Origin of the sequence: Geothrix fuzhouensis, from assembly GCF_024609325.1 — a bacterium.
In the GTDB taxonomy this organism is placed as follows: domain Bacteria; phylum Acidobacteriota; class Holophagae; order Holophagales; family Holophagaceae; genus Geothrix; species Geothrix fuzhouensis.
Map to the genome: position 1 here is coordinate 220,450 of NZ_JANHMQ010000002.1, position 16,234 is coordinate 236,683.

Below are 16,234 nucleotides of genomic sequence, written 5' to 3' on the forward strand. Positions count from 1 at the left end.
GGATTCCCTTTCTCAGATGATCCGGACGGCCGGCTCGGGGACGTCCACGATGGAGAGGGCCCCGTGGGGGCAAACCTTGACGCAAATACCGCAGGACGTGCACTTGTGGGGGACGATCCAATCGGGGTTCCGCATGAAGGCGTCCTTCTCGCAGAAGCCGATGCACATGTAGCAGCCCACACAGAGCTGCTTGTCGATCATCACGACGCCCAGCTTGTTGCGCTTGAGGGCTTCCGACGGACAGACCACGACGCAGTCGCCGCACTGATCGCAGAGGATGGCCTTGCCGCCGCCCTCCTCGTAGGCCTTGATCTGGAGGGCCGCCTGGGCGGGATCGTCCACCTTGAAGACCTTGATGGCGCACTCCATCTCGCACTCGTGATTGCAGTTGCGCCCTGCATCGCACTTCTGGAAATCGATCACCAGCTGTTTCATGGCTCGAAGGCCTCCGGTCTCGGACCCGTTGACTACACGTCAATCAGGGATGGCCATGCCACCCCAGATGTGAGGCTAGTCCGGGCCCGGACCCCCGGCAATGGACGCGGGTCACACTTCGCCGTCGAGGCCCTCCCGGCGGATGAGGTGGGCGGCGGTGGCCTTGAAGGAGGCCACGATGGAACCGCCCGGGGCAAGCCCCAGTTCTGCCAGGGATTGCGCGGTCACGTAGGCCGCCAGGAAGAAGCCGCAATCCAGCTCCACCTTGAAGAAGGGGCCCCGGGGGAGGACCTTGGCGACGGTCCCGGGGAAGGCATTCCGGGCGCTGCTGGTTTTGTCGGTTTGTAAAGACAGGGCCACGTTCTCGGGGCGGACGCCCACCAGGACCGTCTGGCCGGGCCGCGCTTCGCCGATGGCCAGCACTTCGTGGCCGCCCAGGCCCTTGCCGAGGCGCAGGGTCAGCAGGCCCTCGCCGCTGGCGGTCACCTGCCCCTTGAGGAGGGTCTCCATGCCCACGAAGGCCGCGACGAAGGGGTCCTGCGGATGGTTCATGACCTCCCGCAGGCCCCCGATCTGGAGGAGGGTGCCTTCCTTCATCACCGCCAGCCGGTGCGCCAGGCGTGCGGCCTCGCCCTGGTCGTGGGTCGAGATCACGGCGGTGCTGCCCGTCTCGGCGAGGATGTGGCCCAGATCGTCAAGCAGGCCCTCGCGGGCGGGCGCGTCCAGGGAGGCGAAGGGCTCGTCCAGGAAGAGGATCTCCGGGCCCAGGACGAAGGCGCGGGCCAGGGCGGTGCGCTGGGCCTCGCCGCCGGAGAGCTGCCGGGCCGGGCGCGCGAGCAAGTGCCCGATGCCCAGGCGCTCCGCCCAGGCCTGCACGGCGGGCTCCCGAACCGCGGCCGGCACGCCACGGAGCTTGAGGCCGGCGGCAATGTTCTGGGCCACGGTGGCGTCGAAGAGGAGCGGATCCTGAAAGACCATGGTCATACGGCGCCGGTAGGCCTCGCGCTCCGACCGGGCGCCCAGTTCCGTGCCCTGGAAGCGGAGGCTTCCCCCGGAGAGGGGCAGGAGGCCCGCCAGGGCCAGCATCAGCGTGCTCTTGCCCGCGCCGTTGGGTCCCATGAGGGCCAGGACCTCGCCGGCACGCAGATCCAGCACGGGGACGTCGAGAACCTGGACGCCGCCCCGGTGGACCTTCAGGCTCCGCGCCTCCAGGACGGCCGCGCGGCTCATCGGGGCCGGTTCCGCTGCTGCAGGTGCGTGAGCAGGGCGTTCACCGTGAAGGCCAGGACCAGCAGGAGGATGCTGAGCGCGAAGGCCACCTCGAAGTTGCCCTTGCTGGTCTCCATGACCGTGGCCGTGGTGAGCACCCGCGTCTGGCCCTTGATGTTGCCGCCCACCATGATGGACGCGCCCACCTCGGAAATGACGCCGCCGAAGCCGGCCATGACGGCGGCCAGCAGGGGCAGGCGGGCCTCCTTCAGGAGCAGCCACACCATCTGGGGCCGCGAGGCGCCCAGGGCCAGGATCTGCAGCCGCAGGCCCGGCGGCAGGTGCTGGAGGGCCGAGAGGCTGATGCCCGCGATGATGGGCGACGCGATGACAGCTTGGGCCAGGATCATGGCCGAGGGCGTGTAGAGGATCTCCAGGAAGCCCAGGGGTCCGTTGCGCCACAGCAGCACCGTGACGAAGAGGCCCACCACCACGGGCGGCAGGCCCATGCCCGTGTTGAGGAGGGCGATGACCAGCCGCTTGCCCGGGAATTCGTTGAGGGCCACGGGGATGGCGATGCCCAGGCCGATCACTAGGCTGATGAGGGTGGCCAGGCCCGACACCTCGAGGGAGAGCAGGGTGATCCGGAGGACCTCGGGATCCAGCGCGAGCAGCAGCTCCAGCGCCTTCCGCAGGCCCTCCCAGATCAGGTCCATAGACTCCTATTCTTGCTCGAGGAAGGGAAACTTGAGGTCCCGGGGCGGCGTGAAGCTCTCCTTGATGGTGCGCGGAGAGGTCCAGCGGATCAGGTTAAGGAAGCTGCCCGCCTTGTCGTTGGTGCCCGAGGCGCGGGCGCCGCCAAAGGGCTGGTGGCCCACCACGGCGCCGGTGGGCTTGTCGTTGATATAGAAGTTCCCGGCCGTGTTGGCCAGGGCCTCCGTCAGCTGGTTGATCACGTAGCGGTCGCGGGCGAAGATCGCCCCGGTGAGGGCGTAGGGAGAGGTCTCGTCCAGCACCTTCAGTGTCTCGTCCAGCTTGGTGTCGTCGTAGACGTAGATGGTGAGCACCGGCGCGAAGATCTCCTCCTCCATGGAGACGAACTTGGGGTTCGTGGTGAGGATGATCGTGGGCTCCACGAACCAGCCCTTCGACTTGTCGCCCTTGCCGCCCACGAGGATCTCGGCATCCTTGGCCTGCTTCGCCAGCTCGATGTACCTCATGGCGTTGTCGAAGGAGGCCTCGTCGATGACGGCGTTGAAGAAGTTGCGGAAGTCGCGCACATCGCCCATGCGGATCTCGGCCATCAGGGTGAGCAGGCGCGCCTTCAACTCGGGCCAGCGGGAGGCCGGCGCGTAGACACGGGAGCACGCGGAGCACTTCTGGCCCTGGTACTCGAAGCTGGCGCGCACGATGCCCGCGGCGGTCTCGTCCACGTCGCCGGAGGCGTGCATGAACACGTAGTCCTTGCCGCCGGTCTCGCCCACGATGCGGGGGTAGCCCTTGTAGCGCTCCAGGTTGCCGCTGATGGTCTTCCACATGCTGTTGAAGACGTTGGTGGAGCCCGTGAAGTGGAGGCCCGCGAAGTTGGGGTCCTCCAGCGCGATCTTGCCGATCATGGAGCCGCGGCCGGGGATGAAGTTGATGACACCGTCCGGCAGGCCGGCCTCCTTGTAGAGCTGCATGAGGTAGTAGTTCGACAGCACGGAGGTGGAGGCAGGTTTCCACACCACGGTATTGCCCATGACGGCGGGGGCCGTGGGCAGGTTCGCGGCGATGGCCGTGAAGTTGAAGGGCGTCACGGCGAAGACGAAGCCCTCGAGCGCACGGTAGTGGACGCGGTTCCACACGTGCGGATCGGAGATGGGCTGCTGCTTGTAGATCTCCTCCATGAACTTCGCGTTGTAGCGGAAGAAGTCCGCCGTCTCGCAGGTGCTGTCGATCTCCGCCTGGTAGGCGCTCTTCGACTGGCCGAGCATCGTGGCGGCGTTCAGGATGTAGCGGTACTTCCCGGAGATGAGGCTGGCCACCTTGTGGAAGATGGCGGCGCGATCCTCCCAGGGTGTGGCTTCCCAGTCCTTCTTGGCCGCCATGGCGGCGTCGATGGCCAGGCGCACTTCCGCCTCGCCCGCCTCGTGGTACCGCGCCAGCACGTGCTGGTGGTCGTGCGGGCAGACGGCCTTCTGCGTCTTTCCGGTGCGGACTTCCTGGCCGCCGATGATCAGCGGGATATCCAGTTCGAGGTTGAACTGGCGCTCGAGTTCAGCCTTCAGGAGGGCGCGCTCTTTGGAGCCGGGGGCGTAGGGGAGGATGGGCTCGTTGTGGGATTCAGGCAGGCTGAAGATGGCGTTGGACATGGGGTTCCCTCCGTCCGGCAGGCCTATTCCGGCTTGCCGGCATCAGGAAAGAATAACGGTGATCCAAAGGTTCCAATTCCGAATTCTTTGATCAGAGTCTGCACATCTTTCGACACCATGAAGTCAGCAAAGGCGCGGCCTCCGGGAGTGTTCACCTTGGGATGCCGCGCTGGGTTGACTTCGATGACATGGTAGACATTCAGGAGAGCGGCATCGCCTTCGCTGAGGATCTCCAGGCCGAGTTTTTTGCGCAAGGCCAGGTAGGTTCCTCGATCTGACAATGTGTAAGCCCGCTTTTCGGCAGCCACGGCCAGGGTCTGCCCCATGCCGAGGCCAGTCTGCTGGTACCACGCTTGGCCCTCGGGTTTGAGGCCGGCCGCAGCCCAGAGCTTCTTCTCCTGGGCGTGGGTGCCGGAGTTGTCGCCCCGGGAGATGAAGAGGGCGTGGCCCGCGGTGATGGCCTGGAGCGCCGCCACGGCGCCCTTCCCGCGCAGGTGGGCGGGGTCCCCGGCGGGGCCAAGGAGGACGAAGTCGTTGTGCATGACGATACGGCGGTTCACGCCGGAGCCTTCGGCCATCAGGGCCTTTTCCGCGTCCGGCGAGTGCACGAGCAGCACGTCCGCCTCGCCCTTCTTCCCCATGGCGAGGGCCTGGCCCGAGCCCACGGCGATGGTCTTCACCACGTAGCCCGTCTGCTTCTCGAAGCGGGGGACCAGCTCATCCAGCAGGCCCGAGTCCTGGGTGCTGGTGGTGGTGGCGAGGATGACGGCCTTCGTGATTGGGGGCCCAGCCTGAAGGCCCACGCAGGCCAGGGCGGCGACCAGCAACCAGTTGCACCCGGGGAATCTTGAGGTCCGCATGGGAGCCTCCTCTGCGATGGTTCCGTCAGGATACAACGATGGGAGAGGTCCGGGGGGCCTGTCTGGCCGATTTGTGACGTCAGTCCAGCAGCCGCTTCCGGAAGGCCCGGACGTCGGCCTCGATGGCGGTGGCGGCCTTGGCCTGAATCTCCCGGAAACGCTTCAGGGCTTCTTCCCCGATGGGGGTCAGATGGGCGCCACCGCCCTGGGCGCCCCCCTTGGCCGCCAGCACCACCGGGGACCGGAAGCACTGGTTCATCTCGTCCACCAGCAGCCAGGCCTTGCGGTAGCTCATCTCCAGCAGGCGCGCGCCGGCCGAGATGGAGCCGGTCTGCCCGATGGCCTCCAGGAGGTCGGCCTTGCCCTGGCCGATGGCGATGTCACTGCCGTAGGCGATGCGGATGCGGATGGAGGCGGCGGGAGAGGCGGGTTTGGCCATGGGGATCTCCGTCGGGGCCATTTCAGCACGAAGCCCAGCCATCGGACTCTGCTAGAAGGGAAGCATGGAACCCGTGCCCCAGGACAGACCCGCGCCGCGCACCCTCCTCCAGGTCCTCTGCCCGGAGTCGCCGCGGCACTTCCCCTGGGCGCGGCCTGCCCAGCTGGTGTTGCGCAGCCTCCACATCGCGGCCATGGCGCTGGTGCTGGGCGCCATTCCCTTCGGGGCGGACTTCCAGGCCCTCCGGGTCCCGATCCTCCTCACCGTGGCCACGGGTGCGCTGCTCTTCGCCATCGACCTGGCCCGGGACGCCGCCATCCTTACCCAAGGCAGCGGCGTGGCCGTGGTGGTGAAGCTGGCCCTGCTGGGCCTGGGGGTTCTGCAGCCTGCCTCACGTCTGCCCTGGTACCTGGCCGCCACCCTGGTCGCCTCGGTCGGCTCCCACATGCCCGGGGCCTGGCGGCACTTCTCCTTCCTCCAGTGGAAGGTGATCAAGCATCCGGATTGAGGCCATGACCACTCCCGCCGAAGCCCTCCAGTCGATCCTCACCCGCGTGGCGCCCCTGCCACCGCGCACCCTGCCGCTGGCGGAGGCGCTTGGTCTGGCTGCGGCCGAGGCCATCACCTCCACCGAGCAGGTGCCCCCCTTCACCAATTCCGCCATGGACGGCTACGCGGTGCGGGCCGGGGACCTGGCCGAAGCCTCACCGGAGCACCCGGTCCGCCTACGCGTGCTGGGAGACCTCGCAGCCGGGGCCACGGCGGACCAGGCGGTGGCTGCCGGGACGGCCTGGCGCATCATGACCGGCGCGCCCCTGCCGGAAGGGGCCGACTCGGTGGTGCCCGTGGAGGACACGGAACGGGGCGCGGACTGGGTGGAGGTCCATCGGCCGCTCCGGAAGGGCATCCACATCCGCCTGGCCGGTGAGGACATCCAGGCGGGCCTGGCGCTGGTGGGGGCCGGCCGCGCGCTGCGCCCCGGTGACCTGGGCGTCCTGGCTGCTGTGGGGCTCCAGGCCGTGGTGGTTCATCCAAGGGCGCGCGTGGCCGTGCTCACCACGGGGGATGAGCTGGTGGATGCCTCCGAACGGCCCGGCCCGGGCCAGATCCGCGACGCGAACATCCACGCCATCTGCGCCCAGGTGGCGGACTGCGGGGCCATTCCCATCCCCTTCGCGCGAGTGCCGGACGATCGGGCCACGCTGGCAGGTGTGCTCCGCGAGGCCCTGCGGGCCGACGCCATCCTCACCACCGGCGGCATCTCCGTGGGGGACTACGACTTCGTGAAGGCCATCCTGGAGGAGCTGGGCGCGGAGCGCGTCTTCTGGAAGGTGGCCCAGAAGCCCGGTGGACCACTGGGGTTCTGGAGGCTGGGCGAGAAGCCCATCTTCGGCATTCCGGGCAATCCTGTGGCCGCCATGCTGATGGTGGAGGAGTACGTGCGGCCCGCTCTGCGCCGCCTCATGGGGTTCTCCGCGCTGCACCGCCCCGTGGCGGAGGCCGTGCTGGAAGATGGCTGGAGCGGCAAGGCCGGCGATCACCGCACCACCTTCCTGCGCGTGGTGGCCCGCCGGGAAGGGGGCCACCTTCTGGCGCGGCTCACGGGGCCCCAGGGCTCCGCCATCCTCTCGTCCATGCTCCACGCCAACGCCCTGGCCGTGATCCCGCCCGGCGTGGACCGTGTGGAGCCGGGCGGCGCCGTGATGCTTCATCTCACCGAGCTGGCGGAAGATCACTGATTCCCAGTGAGTGATCAAAGAGAGGAAAGGCCTCTTTCACCACCAAGGCACCAAGGAAAGCCAAGAACTGCAAAAGCACAGGTCTTGGCTTTTCTTGGTGCCTTGGTGTCTTGGTGTCTTGGTGGTGATCCTTGTCTTTGAGGGCGAGGCTGGAGAGCTACATTGGTGCTACAACTGCGCGGGGAGGACGCCATGGCCATCCGCGTGGTGCGACTGGGGACGCCGAGGGTGCCGGGGGAGGGCCTGCGGATCGGCACGGTGCGCCGCCCGCCTCGGGGCGTGCCCAAGGCCGAGTTCGCCTCGCGCGACTTCTACGACGTGTGGCTGCCGGAGGCGGCGCCAAGCGAGGAGCTGGTGAAGCAGGCCCAGGCCGCCGAGAGCGAGAAGGACTGGGCGGCCTTCAAGAAGAAGTACCGGGCGGAGATGGGCCATCCCGAGAAGGCCCGGCTCCTGGACCTGCTGGCGGCTTTGTCCCACCGGACGGACCTGGCCGTGGGCTGCTACTGCGAAGACGAGGCCCGCTGCCACCGCTCCGTGCTGCGCGAGCTGCTGGCGGAGCGGGGCGCGGTCATTCGCTGAGGGCGTTCGATTACAAATTGGGAAATGCGGACACCTCGCCATGCGAGACTAAGGCGATTCCGAGGGATTCATGGACGCCAAACCTTCTTTTCGCGAGAAGTACTCCTTTCCTGCCAGCTACTGGAACGCCAACCTCACGGAGTTGTTCGAGCGGGCCGCCTACTACTCCATGGCCAGCTTCATCGTCATCTACCTGGGGCGGCTGGGGCTCGGCGACTACTGGCCCAGCACGCTGAACGGCGTGCTCTGGTTCCTGGTCTACTTCCTGCCCATCCTCAGCGGCACCATCGCGGATCAGATCGGCTTCCGCCGCAGCCTGCTCCTGGCCTGCGTGCTGCTGGTGGGCGGCTACTTCCTCATGGGCTATCCCGTCTGGTTCGGCGGGCAGACCCTATCTCTGCAGGCCGGGAAGGAGGTCACGGCGGGCATGGGCGTGATGGTGCCCGTGGCGGCAGCCATCGTGCTGGTCGGCATCGGCGGCTCCTTCGTGAAGCCTTGCATCGCCGGCACCGTGCAGCGCACGCACCTGGGCAAGGCCACGCTCGCCTTCGCCATCTTCTACATGGTCATCAACATCGGCAGCGTGTTCGGGCGCCTCACGGCCTTTTTCGTACGCACGAAGCTCGGCAAGCTCGACACCATCTTCCTCGTGTCCATGGCGGCTTCAGTGCTGGCCTTCCTGGTGGTGGCGCTGCGCTACCGGGATCCCGAATCCACGGTGGATCCCGGCAAGCCCCGGCGCACCATCCCCGAGATCTTCTTCGGCATGTTCAAGGTGCTGGGCAGCGGGCGATTCGCGTTGTTCCTGCTGGTGAGCAGCGGCTTCTACTTCATCTACAACCAGGTCTACAACGTGCTGCCGCTCTACGTGAAGAAAACCGTGGAGCTGAGCCCGGCCATGGACCTCTACACCATGGCCAATCCCATCACCATCGTGCTGTTCCAGCTGCTCATCACCAAGCTCTTCGGCAAGATACCGCCCATCAAGTCCATCATCGTGGGCACGGTGATCATCGGCCTTGCCATGCTCATCAACGTGGCGCCGCTCTACATGGCGGGTGGCGTGACCATGAAGCTTTGGCTCCCTCTGGGCAGCCTCTTCATCGTGATGACCGTGGCCCTCATTGCCTTTGGCGAGCTGTTCGCCTCGGCCCGTCTCTACGAGTACATCGGCTCCCTGGCCCCCAAGGGGCAGGAGGGGCTCTTCCTGGGCTACTCGAACCTGCCCATGGCCATTGGCAGCCTGGTGGGCGGCCCCGCCGGCGCCTGGCTGTTCAACAAGGTGATGTGCGCCGGTGCCGTGACCCAGCCGGACGGCCTCCTGAAGCTGGACCCCAAGGCCGCCGCCACCGGCTGGATCATCCTCACCCTCTTCGGCCTGGGCAGCGCGCTCAGCCTGTGGTTCTACAACCGGTGGCTGCAGAAGCAGGGCTGAAATAGCAAAGAACTGATGTAAGCGGAGGAGAGCGGAGGACGAGAGGAAAGCGGAGAAGGATCGGCCAATCTTTTCTCTGCTCTCCTCCGCCCTTCGGCTCTCCTCCGCTTATTAAATTCTTTTTGAGTGATAATGGACCCTCGCTCCGAGGCTCCCATGTCCAAGAAGGAAACGCCGCTCTTCCCCCTGCGCAAGGGCCTGCACACGCGGCAGGCGCATGTGGACCTGCCCGCGGGCACCTTCGAGGAGGAGCACGCGCGCCAGGGCTTCTATGGCCGCACCACGCACCTCTATCGCCTGCATCCGGTCACGGATTGGACGCGCATCGAGGGCCCCCTGCGCCCCCACAGTTACGACTTGAACCCGCTGGTGGATTCGGCAGATGCCAAGGTCCGGGCCTCCAGGTTCGGTTCGGTCGAAACCGCCTTCGCGCCCATATGCATCCTGCACAACGGGGACGTGGCCCTGCACTGGGTGGCCCCCGCGGCCATGGACTTCTTCTACCGCAACGCCGATGGCGACGATGTCTACTACATCCACGCGGGCGCCGGGAAGCTGGAAACGACCTTCGGCGTGATCCACTACGCCACGGGCGACTACCTGGTGATTCCGCGCGGCACCACCTACCGCTTCCTTCCGGATTCAACCCCGCAGCGCTACCTGCTCATCGAAAGCTTCAGCGAGGTCACCATCCCTGATCGCAACCAGCTGGGCCCGAACGCCATCTTCGACCCCGCCATGATCGACACGCCGGAGCTGGAGCCCTACGACGCGACACCGCGGGAGTGGGCCGTCCACATCAAGCGCGAGAGCCAGATCACGAAGGTGTTCTACCCCTTCAACCCGCTGGACGTGGTGGGCTGGAAGGGCGACCTCACGGTGTGGCGCATCAACGTGAAGGACATCCGGCCCGTCATCAGCGCCCGCTACCACCTGCCGCCCAGCGCGCATAGCACCTTCCTCGCGACCAACTTCGTCATCTGCTCCTTCCTGCCCCGGCCCTTCGAAGAAGAAGAGGGCGCCATGCGCGTGCCCTTCTTCCACTCCAACATCGACTACGACGAGGTGCTGTTCTATTCCGCCGGCCACTTCTTTTCGCGGGACGGCATCGGCGCCGGCATGATGACCTGGCATCCCCAGGGCATCCACCATGGGCCGCACCCCAAGGCCATCCCCCTCAGCCGCACCAAGGACCGCACGGACGAGGTGGCCGTCATGGTGGACGCCTTCCGGCCGCTGAAGGCCACGCCCGCGGCGGAGCTGATGGAGAACGTGAACTATTGGGCTTCGTGGAAGTAGCGCCAAACCTAGGAGACAACTTCATGAAATGGGCTGTCATCGTCGTCCGGAGCCTGATGGGGCTCTTGTTCCTGTTCACGTCCATCACGTTCCTGTTCAAGCTCATCACGCCGCCACCACCCACAGGCGCCATGAAGACCTTCAGCGACGGCCTGATGGCCTCCCGCTACCTCATGCCCACCGTGAAGGTCATCGAGCTGGCCTGCGGCCTGGCCTTCCTGTCGGGACGCTTCGTGCCCCTGGCCACGGTGCTGATCGCGCCCATCATCGTGAACATCGTCCTCGTCCACGCTTTCCTGGGCCCGGAAGGGCTGCCCCTGGCCATCTTCCTCGTGCTGGCCAACTGCTTCCTGGCCTACCACCACCGGGAAAGCTACAGGCCCCTGTTGCGGGCTTAGCCTTCACCGGATGCCGACGTGGGCGCGCACGGAGTCGATGAGCTTTACCGTGTCGTAGCCCAGGCCATCCTTGAAGACCGTCACAACGTTCTCCAGATCCCCGATCTTCGTCGAGGGGTCGCCCTTCACCACCACCAGGTCCGCCTGTTTGCCGGGAGCGAGGGTGCCGATGCGGTCGATGCGGCCCAGGAAGGCGGCGCCGTTGGCCGTGGCGACGTGGATGGCCTCCACAGGGGTGAAGCCCGCCTCCACCAGCAACTCCAGCTCCCGGTGGTCGCCGAAGCCCGGCAGGACGCCCCCCATGCCCGTGGGATCGGGCCCGGCCAGCAGCAGGCCGCCTGCCTTCACGAAGGCCAGCTCGAAGGCCATCTCCTTCCTGAGGAGCTGCTCGGCGCGGCCGTTCGGAACCGCGGGGACCCGCGCCCGGGCTGCCAGGTAGCTGGCCTTGGATTCCGCGGACATGGCCGCGAGCATTCGGGCCTGGAGGGGCGGCCGCCCGGGCACGCCCAGCTCGAAGACCGGCAGGGTGGAGGTGACCGCCACCTTCTTCGCCACCAGCGCCCGGATGAGACCCTGCACCTCGGGCCCCGCCACGTCGAGCTTGAGCCAGGAGCCCCAGGACGCGGAGACCGGCGGGGCCACGTCCGGCTGCTTGCCGGGCGTGAATTCCGTGTCTGTGTACACGGGGCCATGCTCGAAGTCGTCGATGCCCAGGGCCAGGGCCTCGGGCCAGGTGATGGAGCCCAGGTGGCCCGTCACCTTGAGGCCGCGCTTGTGGGCCTCCTCGATGGCAGCGCCCAGATCGGCCCGGGTGATGTTCATGTAGGCCTTGAAGGAGGTGACCCCGGCGTCCGCCCAATAGGCCACGAAGCGACGGGCATCCTCGGGGCCGCGCAGGCCGTGCATCTGGGGCGTCATGGGCTCGAGGCCCTCGAGGTAGGGTCCCGTCACTTCCATCTTCGGGCCGGGCATGAGGCCCGCGTCGATCTGCCGCTTGAGATTCAGGTCGGTGTAGGGCTCCAGGCTGCCGGTGGTACGGATGGTGGTCACGCCGCAGGCCAGGTAGAGGCGCGGGGCCGAGAAGGCGATCTCCGCGAAGAGTCGCCCGGGTGCCACGGGCGCACCCTTCTCGTCACTGTGGATGGAGTGGGTGTAGAAGAGGTGGTTGTGCATGCCCACCAGGCCCGGGATCACGGTGTGCCCGGTGAGGTCCAGCATCTGGGCCTCCTTCGGGATCGCCAGCCTGGACGCCGCACCCATGGCCTCAATGCGGCCGTTCCGCAGGACCAGGGCCTGGTCCTCGAGGGCGGGCGCGCCGGTGCCATCCACGACCCGGACATGCACCAGCGCCACCACCGGGGCGTCGACCTTGAGAAAGGAGCGGACCTCGGAGGAAAGGGCCTGAGTCCGGGCCGGGAGCGCGCAGAGCAGGAAGGCGGCAAGGAGGCTTGCGTGGCGCATGGAATGCTCCTTGGGTCGAGACAGCCACGCTACTGGCGCCCCGGGGGACAGGCAAGGGAATTCGGGGCCCGGGCCTTGGTAGCCTGGAGGCAGGAGATGGCCGCATGGTTCTCGTCGATGGGATGTTCAGTTTCCTTCAGCCCTCGCCCGGAGGGGCCTCGCAGCATGCGGGCCGGTTCCTGGCTTGGATGGAGCGGACCGGCTGGGAGAAGCTCCAACACCTGTTGCTGGTGGCCCTGGCCGGCCTGGCCTTGCTGCTGGCCGTGAAACTGGTCACCCGCGCCGTCCGCCGCGCCGTGGACGATGGCAACGACAAGGTGACCACCGATGCTGAGCGCCGGGCGGAGACCCTCGGCAGCGTGCTCACCAATACCGCCCGCGTGGCCGTGGTCGCGTTCCTCCTGCTGATGGTGCTCTCGGAATTCGGGGTGAACATCGGGCCCCTGGTGGCCGGCGCCGGCATTGCGGGCGTGGCCCTGGGCTTCGGCGCCCAGAGCCTGGTGAAAGACGTCATCAGCGGCTTCTTCCTTCTGCTGGAGAACCAGTTCGGCGTGGGCGACATCATCAACGTGGACGACCGGCACATCGGCACCGTGGAGCGCATGACCCTGCGCGTGACCCAGCTCCGCGATTCGGAGGGCCGCGCCCACTTCGTGCCCAACGGCTCCATCGTGCGCGTGGTGGTGCTCTCCAAGGACTTCGCCCGGGCCCGGGTGGAGGTGGAGGTGGGCTACGACACGGACCCCGACCGGGCCTTCGAGGTGCTGAAGGAACTAGGCCGAAAGCTCCACGAGGACCGGCCCGACCAGGTGCTGGAGCCTCTGGAAGTGAAGGGAGTCGAGATCCTCGGGGCCAGCGGCTTCACCATCCTGACCCTTACCAAGACCGCGCCCGGCGCCCAGTGGGAGGTGGCCCGGGAACTGCGCCGCCGCACCCTGGTGGCCTTCCGCGAGGCCGGCATCGACATCCCGTACCCCCAGCGGGTGGTGCACCACCGCGGCGTCCCCGGGCCGGACCTCGATAGCTAGGCCCGCAGCCGCAAGGCGGCCAGCCTCCAGGCTTCATCCAGGTCATGCCTGGCCAGGGCCACCTGCATGGCCAGTTCCAACCCCTCGGAATCCGCTGGATCGCCAGCGCGCCCTTGCATGGCGGCCAGGTCTGGCAGGCCGGGGCTGTTGGCCAGCTGGCCCAGGTCGTTGGCCGTGAGGATGCGGCTGTGCTTCAGGGCCTCGGGCAAGGCGTCGTAGCCCAGGGGCTTCCCGGCGGGCTTGGGCACCTGGAACACCGCCGCGCCGCTGGCCCGGGTGTAGAAGGCACCGCCGTTGCGGCCGATGAGGTCCAGCGCGTCGGGATGGAGAAGGCCATCCACGAAGCAGTCCTCCCGCACGTGGAAGGCCAGCACCTCGCCGATGAGCATGAGGCCGGAACCTGGACCCGTGCCCAGCTCCACCACCTGCTGCAGCCGGCACTCCATCTGGAAGGGGCTCTCCGCCACCAGGGCGGGCTGGACGATCCGCGCCGGCAGCGGCGTGAGACCGCTCTTGGGGAACTCGTCCACGCCGTCGGGCCACTCGGCGCTGGCCACGTTCATGGGATGCAGCATGGCGTGGCTCACGGCGGCGATGACGAATTCCCCCGTGGCCACGGCGTTCAGGTAAGTGTGCTTCACCGTGCCGTCGCGGCCCCGCCGGTTGGGTGCGAAGGCCACCGTGGGCGGGTTCGAGCCGAAGGCGTTGAAGAAGCTGAAGGGCGACAGGTTCCGGATGCCGTCCTTCGAGATGGTGCTGGCGAGGGCGATGGGGCGCGGAGCCACGCCGCCGCAAAGGAGGGCGTTGGTCTCGATGGGCGAGAGGTCGCCGGGGAGGATGGTGCGCAGGGCCATACGCCGGCTCAGGGTTTCCCGAAGGCGACGGTCTTCCGGCCCGCGTCCGTCTCCTTGAGGAACCGGATGAGGCCTTCGCAGTAGGTGCGCTGATCGTCCCACATGGACATGTGGCTGCCGTGGGGGCAGAGCAGGAAGCTGCCGTGCTGCACCTGGGTGGAGACCCACTTCATGTGGGCGGGGTCCATGGTGTCGTAGGTGCCGCCGATGACCAGCGTGGGCATGGCCAGCTTCGGCAGGTCGGCCTTGCGGTCCCACTTCTCCAGGCGGCCCGAGGCGCCGAACTCGCTGGGCCCCTGCATGAGCACGTAGATGTCGTTGTTCGAGTGGGCGCTGGCCCGCTTGAAGGCGTCGGGCCACTCGGGGAGGCGGCAGAGGTGCTGGTTGTAGAAGTTCGGGATCAGCAGCTCCATGTAGCGGGGGTTCTCGTACTGGCCTTTGGCCTCCAGTTCCTTCACCTCCTTCACCACCGCGGGGTCCATCTGCTTGGCCAGCACCTCGGCGGCGTAGCGGTTGTAGTCGGGGATGCTCATCATCATGTTCGAGATGATCAGCCCCTTGAGGTTGGCGCTGTACTTCAGCGCGTACTCGGCGGCCAGGATGCCGCCCCAAGAGTGGCCCAGCAGGTAGAAGTTGTCTTTGTTCAGGCCCAGGGCCACGCGCACCTGTTCGACTTCTTCGACGAAGCGTTCGGTGGTCCAGAGGTCGCGGTCCTTGGGCTGGTCCGAGTAGGCCGAACCCAGCTGGTCGTAGTAGATGAACTCGATGCCCTCGGCGGGGAGGTAGCCCTCCAGGGACTCGAAGTACTCATGGGTGGAACCGGGCCCGCCGTGGAGCAGCAGCAGCTTGATGCGCGGGTTGTTCCCGAAGCGCTTGGTCCAGACCTTGAACGTGCCCTTGGGCGTCTGGATGGGGATGACCTTCACGCCGCCCTCGCGGACCTTCGCGGCATCCGCGAAGTAGGCCTTCAACGTGGGCTTCTGCGCGAGGACGGAACTCGCGGCGGTCAGCAGGCCGAGGAGGAGGGCGAAGGCGCGGTGCATGGTCACTCCGGATGGGGGGATGCCCCAGTCTAATCAGTCCCCGGCCTCGCCGCTGGGCGTGCCGGCATAGAGGTCCGGGAGCGTGCCGCCCACCAGGGTCGGGGGCACATCCACCAGCCGCTCCGGGAGGTGGGTGATGGTGTTCACCAGGCGGCCCAGGCCCTCGATCTCCAGCACCACCTCGTCGCCGGCCTTGAGCCAGAGGTTGTCGGTGACCTTCGAGCCGTTCAGCTCCAGCAGGCACCCCGTCCCCACGGTGCCGCTGCCGATGACCTCGCCGGGCTGCATCTGGATGCCGTAGCTGGTGCGCTGGAGGATCTGGGCGAAGGTCCAGTTCATGCTGTCGGCGTTGCCGTCGGACAGGCGGTGCCCGTTCACGTCGCAGGTCATGCGGGCGTGGAGCAGCTCGCCCGTGGCGGTCCGCTCCAGGTTCAGCTCGTCCTTCGTCACCAGCCAGGGGCCCAGGCTGGTGGCGAAGTCCTTGCCCTTGCAGGGGCCCAGGGAGAGCTTCATCTCCTCCATCTGGAGCATGCGGGCGCTCCAGTCGTTCATCACCATGTAGCCGAAGATGGCCGCGTCGGCCTCCTCCAGCGTGGCGTTCTTCAGGGGGCGGCCCGTGACGATGGCCACCTCCAGCTCGAAGTCCAGGCGCGCCAGGTGGTGGTCCTGCACCAGTACTTCGCCGGGGCCCGTCACGGCCAGGTGGTTGGTGAAGTAGGTGACGGGGAACAGGTCGAACTCGGGGATCATGTCCAGCCCGCGGTTGCGCCGGGCCGTGGCCACGTGCTGGCGGAAGGCGTAGCCGTCGCGCATGGAGACGGGCCGGGGCACGGGGGCCAGCAGGCGGATGGAGGCGGCCTCGATCAGCGCTGCGGAAGGTGGCGCCGCTGCGAGGGCGCGGGCCAGGGGCAGCAGCTCGTCCTGGCGGCGGATGAGGGTCAGCATGTCCACGGCCAGGCGCGGTTCGGCGGCGGCGAAGTCGAGGATGCGGCCGTCCGCCATGACGGCGCCGATCTTCTCCGCGTCGGCTTGCAGGAACGTCACCAGCTTCATCGGAATCTCCGCAAAGACACAGTGTAATGCCGGAAAAACACGACTCCT

17 protein-coding genes are annotated in these 16,234 nt (G+C 67.3%); 7 read left to right on the top strand and 10 right to left on the bottom strand.

Annotated features, from left to right (window positions below; all coding sequences use genetic code 11):
• Window positions 1-12: 12 nt before the first annotated feature.
• The 6 genes from NOV74_RS08225 to NOV74_RS08250 form a co-directional block, all read right to left on the bottom strand.
• Entirely contained in the window at window positions 13-435 is a 423-nt protein-coding gene (locus tag NOV74_RS08225) for a 4Fe-4S binding protein (RefSeq protein ID WP_257310993.1), read from the bottom strand.
• A gap of 111 nt (window positions 436-546) precedes the next feature.
• Window positions 547-1,665: an ABC transporter ATP-binding protein gene (locus NOV74_RS08230; RefSeq protein ID WP_257310995.1), complete on the bottom strand. Its 1,119-nt coding sequence runs from the start codon at window positions 1,663-1,665 to the stop codon at window positions 547-549.
• Complete coding sequence (locus NOV74_RS08235) at window positions 1,662-2,360, bottom strand: ABC transporter permease (protein ID WP_257310997.1); 699 nt, start codon at window positions 2,358-2,360, stop codon at window positions 1,662-1,664. Before NOV74_RS08235 ends, NOV74_RS08230 begins: the two co-directional genes overlap by 4 nt.
• A 6-nt stretch (window positions 2,361-2,366) precedes the next feature.
• Entirely contained in the window at window positions 2,367-3,998 is a 1,632-nt protein-coding gene (pruA, locus tag NOV74_RS08240; protein WP_257311000.1) for an L-glutamate gamma-semialdehyde dehydrogenase, read from the bottom strand.
• Between the two features lie 23 nt (window positions 3,999-4,021).
• On the bottom strand, window positions 4,022-4,858 hold the full coding sequence (locus NOV74_RS08245; protein ID WP_257311001.1) for an ABC transporter substrate-binding protein: 837 nt from the start codon (window positions 4,856-4,858) through the stop codon (window positions 4,022-4,024).
• A 79-nt stretch (window positions 4,859-4,937) separates the two neighbouring features.
• The gene (locus NOV74_RS08250) at window positions 4,938-5,297 is read right to left on the bottom strand and encodes a winged helix-turn-helix domain-containing protein (protein ID WP_257311004.1); all 360 of its coding nucleotides are present in this window, start codon (window positions 5,295-5,297) and stop codon (window positions 4,938-4,940) included.
• A gap of 64 nt (window positions 5,298-5,361) precedes the next feature.
• Here NOV74_RS08250 and NOV74_RS08255 point away from each other — a divergent pair, with 64 nt between their 5' ends.
• The 6 genes from NOV74_RS08255 to NOV74_RS08280 all read left to right on the top strand — a co-directional run bounded on the left by NOV74_RS08255 (window position 5,362) and on the right by NOV74_RS08280 (window position 10,747).
• A complete protein-coding gene (locus NOV74_RS08255) occupies window positions 5,362-5,805 on the top strand; it encodes a type I phosphoribosyltransferase (RefSeq protein WP_257311006.1) in 444 nt (147 codons plus the stop codon).
• 4 nt (window positions 5,806-5,809) lie between these two features.
• A complete protein-coding gene (locus tag NOV74_RS08260) occupies window positions 5,810-7,036 on the top strand; it encodes a molybdopterin molybdotransferase MoeA (RefSeq protein ID WP_257311008.1) in 1,227 nt (408 codons plus the stop codon).
• A 192-nt stretch (window positions 7,037-7,228) separates the two neighbouring features.
• Window positions 7,229-7,615: a DUF488 domain-containing protein gene (locus NOV74_RS08265; protein ID WP_257311009.1), complete on the top strand. Its 387-nt coding sequence runs from the start codon at window positions 7,229-7,231 to the stop codon at window positions 7,613-7,615.
• Between the two features lie 70 nt (window positions 7,616-7,685).
• On the top strand, window positions 7,686-9,050 hold the full coding sequence (locus NOV74_RS08270; RefSeq protein WP_257311011.1) for an MFS transporter: 1,365 nt from the start codon (window positions 7,686-7,688) through the stop codon (window positions 9,048-9,050).
• 156 nt (window positions 9,051-9,206) lie between these two features.
• A complete protein-coding gene (locus NOV74_RS08275) occupies window positions 9,207-10,349 on the top strand; it encodes a homogentisate 1,2-dioxygenase (RefSeq protein ID WP_257311013.1) in 1,143 nt (380 codons plus the stop codon).
• Between the two features lie 23 nt (window positions 10,350-10,372).
• A complete protein-coding gene (locus NOV74_RS08280) occupies window positions 10,373-10,747 on the top strand; it encodes a DoxX family membrane protein (RefSeq protein ID WP_257311014.1) in 375 nt (124 codons plus the stop codon).
• Window positions 10,748-10,750: 3 nt separating this feature from the next.
• On the opposite strand, the gene NOV74_RS08285 is transcribed toward NOV74_RS08280, so the two are convergent.
• Window positions 10,751-12,208, bottom strand: a complete 1,458-nt coding sequence (locus tag NOV74_RS08285; RefSeq protein ID WP_257311015.1) for an amidohydrolase family protein — start codon at window positions 12,206-12,208, stop codon at window positions 10,751-10,753.
• A gap of 104 nt (window positions 12,209-12,312) precedes the next feature.
• Here NOV74_RS08285 and NOV74_RS08290 point away from each other — a divergent pair, with 104 nt between their 5' ends.
• Entirely contained in the window at window positions 12,313-13,236 is a 924-nt protein-coding gene (locus NOV74_RS08290; RefSeq protein WP_257311016.1) for a mechanosensitive ion channel family protein, read from the top strand.
• Here NOV74_RS08290 and NOV74_RS08295 read toward each other — a convergent pair.
• The 3 genes from NOV74_RS08295 to NOV74_RS08305 are packed head-to-tail and all read right to left on the bottom strand — an operon-like array spanning window position 13,233 to window position 16,186.
• Window positions 13,233-14,090, bottom strand: a complete 858-nt coding sequence (locus NOV74_RS08295) for a flavin reductase family protein (protein WP_257311017.1) — start codon at window positions 14,088-14,090, stop codon at window positions 13,233-13,235. The two genes, NOV74_RS08290 and NOV74_RS08295, sit on opposite strands and share 4 nt — an antisense overlap.
• Window positions 14,091-14,098: 8 nt before the next feature.
• Entirely contained in the window at window positions 14,099-15,133 is a 1,035-nt protein-coding gene (locus NOV74_RS08300; protein ID WP_257311019.1) for a proline iminopeptidase-family hydrolase, read from the bottom strand.
• 33 nt (window positions 15,134-15,166) lie between these two features.
• Window positions 15,167-16,186, bottom strand: coding sequence for a fumarylacetoacetate hydrolase family protein (locus tag NOV74_RS08305; protein ID WP_257311020.1), 1,020 nt, complete (start codon window positions 16,184-16,186; stop codon window positions 15,167-15,169).
• Between the last annotated feature and the right edge of the window lie 48 nt (window positions 16,187-16,234).